The organism is Mesorhizobium sp. M1A.T.Ca.IN.004.03.1.1, assembly GCF_003997555.1.
Classification (GTDB): Bacteria; Pseudomonadota; Alphaproteobacteria; order Rhizobiales; family Rhizobiaceae; genus Mesorhizobium.
On record NZ_RZTV01001050.1, the window covers coordinates 1 to 238 of the forward strand.

Annotated in this window: 1 pseudogene; it reads right to left on the minus strand. The window is 62.2% G+C overall.

Annotation, left to right across the window (positions count from 1 at the left end):
- A pseudogene (locus tag EOD29_RS34885) lies at window positions 1-238 on the minus strand (enoyl-CoA hydratase); the annotation flags it as partial.

Sequence of the window (238 nt, forward strand, 5' to 3'; positions counted from 1 at the left end):
GATCATCACCGAATTCTCCGAGACGCAGACGAGTTCGCCGCTCTGGTTTCCGACCTCATGACGAAACTTGACGATGCCCATGCCGAGGCGCGAGCGCATCGGCCGGGCTTCGAGGACGATCGAATGGCCAGACAGCGTGTCGCCGGCAAGCACCGGCTTGCGCCATTCCATCAGATCGACGCCCGGTGCACCCTCGCAGAGCGAATGCAGCACATAGCTGTCGGCCATCATGCGCATG